The sequence below is a fragment of the Micromonospora sp. NBS 11-29 genome, assembly GCF_002140155.1.
Lineage (GTDB): Bacteria > Actinomycetota > Actinomycetes > Mycobacteriales > Micromonosporaceae > Micromonospora.
Genome location: NZ_NAPR01000006.1, coordinates 301,546 through 306,128, shown reverse-complemented (window position 1 = coordinate 306,128; position 4,583 = coordinate 301,546). Strand labels below are relative to the sequence as shown.

Sequence of the window (4,583 nt, the reverse complement as noted above, 5' to 3'; positions counted from 1 at the left end):
CGCTGACCCCGCCCCAGACGCCGTACGGCTCGCGGACCGCGAGGGCGTGGGCGGCGCACTCGGCGCGCACTGGGCAGGCGCCGCAGACGGCCTTCGCGCCGGACTCGCGGCGCAGCCGGGACGAGCCGCGTTCGCCGTCCGGGTGGAAGAACTGGGCGCTGTCGCGGCCCCGGCAGGCGCCGAGCCGCTGCCAGTCCCAGAGGTCGACGATGGGTCCAGGCAGCCTACGTACGTTCGACATCAGCACCCCTCCTCCCGCGCGGCACCGCGGAGAATGTTCGTGGCCAGCTACCGGGCGGCGGTCCGCGCGGGATGCCGGTTCCGGATGGACCACTCGGTACCCGAGTCGTCCCCGCCTCACACATGTGTGATCGAAAACCTCGGACACTCGGCGGCATATGCCCCATCTGTCGGAAAAGTTCGAATGATTGCCCGGATCCCCCTCCCGATTCCGCCTCCGCGTGGTCTGCTCTGAGTCGGAGAGGAGACCACTGTGCGTAGCGTTCTCGTGTGCGTTCGGACACCCCTGGCGGCCCAGCATTTGACCTCCGCGGCGGCGCGGCTCGGGCTGGCCGGCGCCGTCCGGACGGCCGTCTCCGATCCCGAGGTGATGTTGCGGCTGGCCGAGCGGCCGGTCGACGTGGTGCTCGCCGACACCGCGCTGACCCGGCCGGACAGCGCCGGCTTCGTACGGCGGGTGCTCGCCCGTGCCCCCCAGGCGGCGGTGCTCCTGCTCGGTGCCGAGGAGTCGGAGTCGGCGGCGGCCACCATCAGCGCCGGGGCGCGCGGTCTGATCCAGAACGCCGACCACGACCTCACCAGCGCCGTGGCGAAGGCGCTGCTGCTGCTCTCCGCCCCGGGCCGGACCAACCGGCACCGGGTGGCCGACGCCGCCCGGGACGCCGCGGCGGTCGGCGGACCGGCACGGGCGGCGGGTCCGGGGCGTACCCCGGCCGGGCCGGGCTGGCCGACGGCGGCGACCGATCCCGGTGGGCTGCCCACGGTGGTGCCGGTGCAACGGGGCGAGGACGGCAACGACCCGGCGGTGGAGGAGGCGGAGGCGGCGCCGCAGCGCTCCGGACGGACGCGCAGTGCCACCGGTCTCACCGAGCGCGAGCTTCAGGTGCTGCTCGGCATGGCCGAGGGTAAGAGCAACGCGGAGATCGGGCGGGAGCTGTTCGTCTCCGAGGACACCGTCAAGACGCACGCTCGCCGGCTGTTCCGCAAGCTCGGCGCGCGCGACCGGGCGCACGCCGTGGCGGCCGGGTTCCGGGCCGGCCTGGTGGCCTGACCCGGGCCGACGTCACTCCGACGCGGTGTCGTCCGTGCCCTCGGTGAGCGTGTCGTGCACGCCGTCCGCGTAGCCGCGGGCGTAGTCCCAGCTCACGTAGTGGTCGGGATCGGGGTCGTAGGCCGGCTCGTGCACCCGGGGACGCCCCGAGTTGAGCAGGTGGCGCAGGTTGCCCCGGAGCAGGTCCCAGTCGAAGTAGTGCGGTTCGCGGCAGTCCTCGCACTCGATCACCAGGCCCCGGACCCCGATCGGCTGGAGCAGGGCCTGGTAGATCTCCAGGTCGGCGAGATCCTCCAGGACGTCCTGCCGCTCGACCTCGGTCAGCGGGTCGAGCGCGTCGTCCTCGCCGGGATCGTGCAGGCCGGCGGCCGGATCGGCGGGGTCGCCGTTGAACGGGTCGATGGGCTCCTCGTGCACCCCCTCACCGTAGACCCAGAGCCGCCGGAAAGCCCGCCCCCGGCCCTGCTGTGGCCCGGCCTACCTCGCCGACCGCCGCTGCCCGGGGCGGGCCGGGCCAGTGGGTACGATGAGGCGACGCGCCGTCACTCCGGTGCGCGCCGGTGCCCGCGCGCGCCGCCTCGCTGAAGCCCGTTCGACCAGCTCAGGGGAGCAATCGTGGAGAATTCGCCCAGCACCGACATCCCGGCCGGCCCCGACGGCGGTGAGCTGGGCGGCCATCTGCCCGAGCTGCCGGCCGGTTCGGCCCGGGTGGTGCCGCTCGGGCTGACCTTCGACGACGTGCTCCTCCAGCCGGGCGAGTCGGACGTGGTGCCGAGCCGGGTCAACACCCGCACCCGGCTCACCCGCAACATCGAGCTGACCGTGCCGCTGCTCTCCAGCGCGATGGACACCGTCACCGAGGCGCGGATGGCCATCGCCATGGCCCGCCAGGGCGGCATCGGCGTGCTGCACCGCAACCTCTCCGTCGAGGACCAGGCCCTCCAGGTCGACCTGGTCAAGCGCTCCGAGTCCGGCATGATCACCAACCCGGTGACGGCCAGCCCGGACGACACGCTCCGCGAGGTCGACGCGCTCTGCGGGCGCTACCGCATCTCCGGCGTGCCGGTGATCGACGCGCAGGGCCAACTGGTCGGCATCGTGACCAACCGCGACATGCGTTTCGTCTCCGACCCGGCCACGCCGGTGCGCGACATCATGACCCGCACCCCGCTGATCACCGCGCCGGTCGGGGTGAGCAAGGACGACGCGCTCGACCTGCTGCGCCGCCACAAGGTCGAGAAGCTGCCGATCGTCGACGGTGCCGGCAAGCTGCGCGGCCTCATCACGGTCAAGGACTTCACCAAGAGCGAGCAGTACCCGAACGCCACCAAGGACGAGGCCGGCCGGCTCCGGGTCGCCGCCGCGGTCGGCGTGGGCGAGGACGGCTACAAGCGGGCCCGTGCGCTCGTGGACGCCGGGGTGGACGTGGTCATCGTGGACACCGCGCACGGCCACCAGCGGGCCGTGCTGGAGATGGTCGCCCGCCTCAAGCGCGACGTGACCATCGACATCGTGGGCGGCAACATCGCCACGTACGCGGGCGCGAAGGCGCTGGTCGAGGCCGGCGCGGACGGCGTCAAGGTGGGCGTCGGCCCGGGCGCCATCTGCACCACCCGGATCGTCGCCGGGGTCGGTGTGCCCCAGGTGACCGCGATCATGGAGGCCGCCCGGGCCGCGAACCCGGCCGGCGTGCCGGTGATCGGCGACGGTGGCATCCAATACTCCGGCGACATCGCCAAGGCGCTGGTGGCCGGCGCCGACACGGTGATGCTCGGCAGCCTGCTGGCCGGCTGCGAGGAGAGCCCGGGCGAGCTGATCTTCATCAACGGCAAGCAGTACAAGGCGTACCGGGGGATGGGCTCGCTCGGCGCGATGCAGTCGCGCGGCCAGGGCAAGTCGTACTCTAAGGACCGCTACTTCCAGCAGGACGTGCTCGCCGAGGACAAGCTGGTCCCGGAGGGCGTCGAGGGTCAGGTGCCCTACCGGGGCCCGCTCGCCCAGGTCGCCCACCAGCTCACCGGCGGCCTGCGCGCCGCCATGGGATACGTCGGCGCCGAGAGCATCCCCGAGCTGCACCGGCGTGGCCAGCTCATCCGGATCACCGCGGCCGGGCTCAAGGAGAGCCACCCGCACGACATCCAGATGACCGTCGAGGCGCCCAACTACCACTCCCGCTGACCCACCACCCCCAACCACCTGGAGTTCCCATGCGTGACGTGGTCGAGATCGGGCTGGGCAAGACCGCGCAGCGCGGTTACCACCTGGACGACATCGCCATCGTGCCGAGCCGCCGCACCCGGGACGTCGACGACGTCTCCACCGCGTGGCAGCTCGACGCGTACCCGTTCGGCATCCCCTGTGTCGGGCACCCCTCGGACGCGACCATGAGCCCCGCCTCCGCGGTGCGCCTCGGCGAGCTGGGCGGCCTCGGCGTGCTCAACGTCGAGGGCCTCTGGACCCGCTACGAGAACCCGACCAAGATCCTGGAGGAGCTGGGCGGTCTCGACGAGGACGCGCGCGCCACCAAGCGGCTCCAGGAGGTCTACGCCGAGCCGATCCGCCCCGAACTGATCGCCGAGCGGGTGCGTGAGCTGCGGGCCGGTGGCGGCACGGTGGCCGTCCGGGTCTCGCCCCAGCACACCCTGGCGCTGGCCCCGGTGATCCTGGATGCCGGCGTGGACATCCTGGTCATCCAGGGCACGCTCGTCTCCGCCGAGCACGTCTCCACCACCGACGAGCCGCTGAACCTCAAGGAGTTCATCGCCGACCTCGACCTGCCGGTCATCGTCGGCGGCTGCACCGACTACAAGACCGCGCTGCACCTGATGCGCACCGGGGCGGCCGGCGTGATCGTGGGCATCGGCGGCGACGGCTGGTCGACCACCGAGTCGGTGCTCGGCATCCGGGTGCCGATGGCCACCGCGATCGCCGACGCCGCCGCGGCCCGCCGCGACTACCTGGACGAGACCGGCGGCCGGTACGTGCACCTGATCGCCGACGGCGACATGCAGACCTCCGGCGACATCGCCAAGGCGCTCGGCTGCGGCGCGGACGCGGTGATGCTCGGCGAGCCGCTCTCGCTCTGCGAGGAGGCCCCGGCCGGCGGCGCCTGGTGGCACTCCGCGGCCAGCCACNGGCCGGGGAGCCGATCGGCTCGATGGAGCGGCTGCTGTTCGGCCCGGCCGACGAGCCGGACGGCCAGCTCAACCTCTTCGGCGGCCTCCGGCGCGCGATGGCCAAGTGCGGCTACCGCGACCTCAAGGAGTTCCAGAAGGTCGGCCTGGTGCTCGAC

At 72.9% G+C, this 4,583-nt stretch carries 4 protein-coding genes and 1 pseudogene; 3 read left to right on the top strand and 2 right to left on the bottom strand.

Translation table 11 applies throughout. The features are described 5' to 3' along the window. Window positions 1–241 (bottom strand): WhiB family transcriptional regulator (locus B1205_RS31115; protein WP_254909808.1); only part of this gene is annotated, 241 nt, incomplete at its 3' end. Window positions 242–493: 252 nt separating this feature from the next. Between B1205_RS31115 and B1205_RS09065 the strand changes: the two genes are divergently transcribed. Further along, window positions 494–1,291, top strand: coding sequence for a helix-turn-helix transcriptional regulator (locus B1205_RS09065; RefSeq protein WP_089155194.1), 798 nt, complete (start codon window positions 494–496; stop codon window positions 1,289–1,291). A 12-nt stretch (window positions 1,292–1,303) separates the two neighbouring features. Here B1205_RS09065 and B1205_RS09060 read toward each other — a convergent pair whose 3' ends face one another. Then, entirely contained in the window at window positions 1,304–1,708 is a 405-nt protein-coding gene (locus B1205_RS09060; RefSeq protein ID WP_089155193.1) for a DUF5319 domain-containing protein, read from the bottom strand. Window positions 1,709–1,906: 198 nt separating this feature from the next. On the opposite strand from B1205_RS09060, the gene guaB reads away from it, so the two are divergent. Together guaB and B1205_RS09050 are read left to right on the top strand one after the other, a co-directional pair. After that, window positions 1,907–3,469, top strand: a complete 1,563-nt coding sequence (gene guaB, locus B1205_RS09055) for an IMP dehydrogenase (protein ID WP_089155192.1) — start codon at window positions 1,907–1,909, stop codon at window positions 3,467–3,469. A gap of 29 nt (window positions 3,470–3,498) precedes the next feature. Then, a pseudogene (locus tag B1205_RS09050) lies at window positions 3,499–4,583 on the top strand (GuaB3 family IMP dehydrogenase-related protein); the annotation flags it as partial.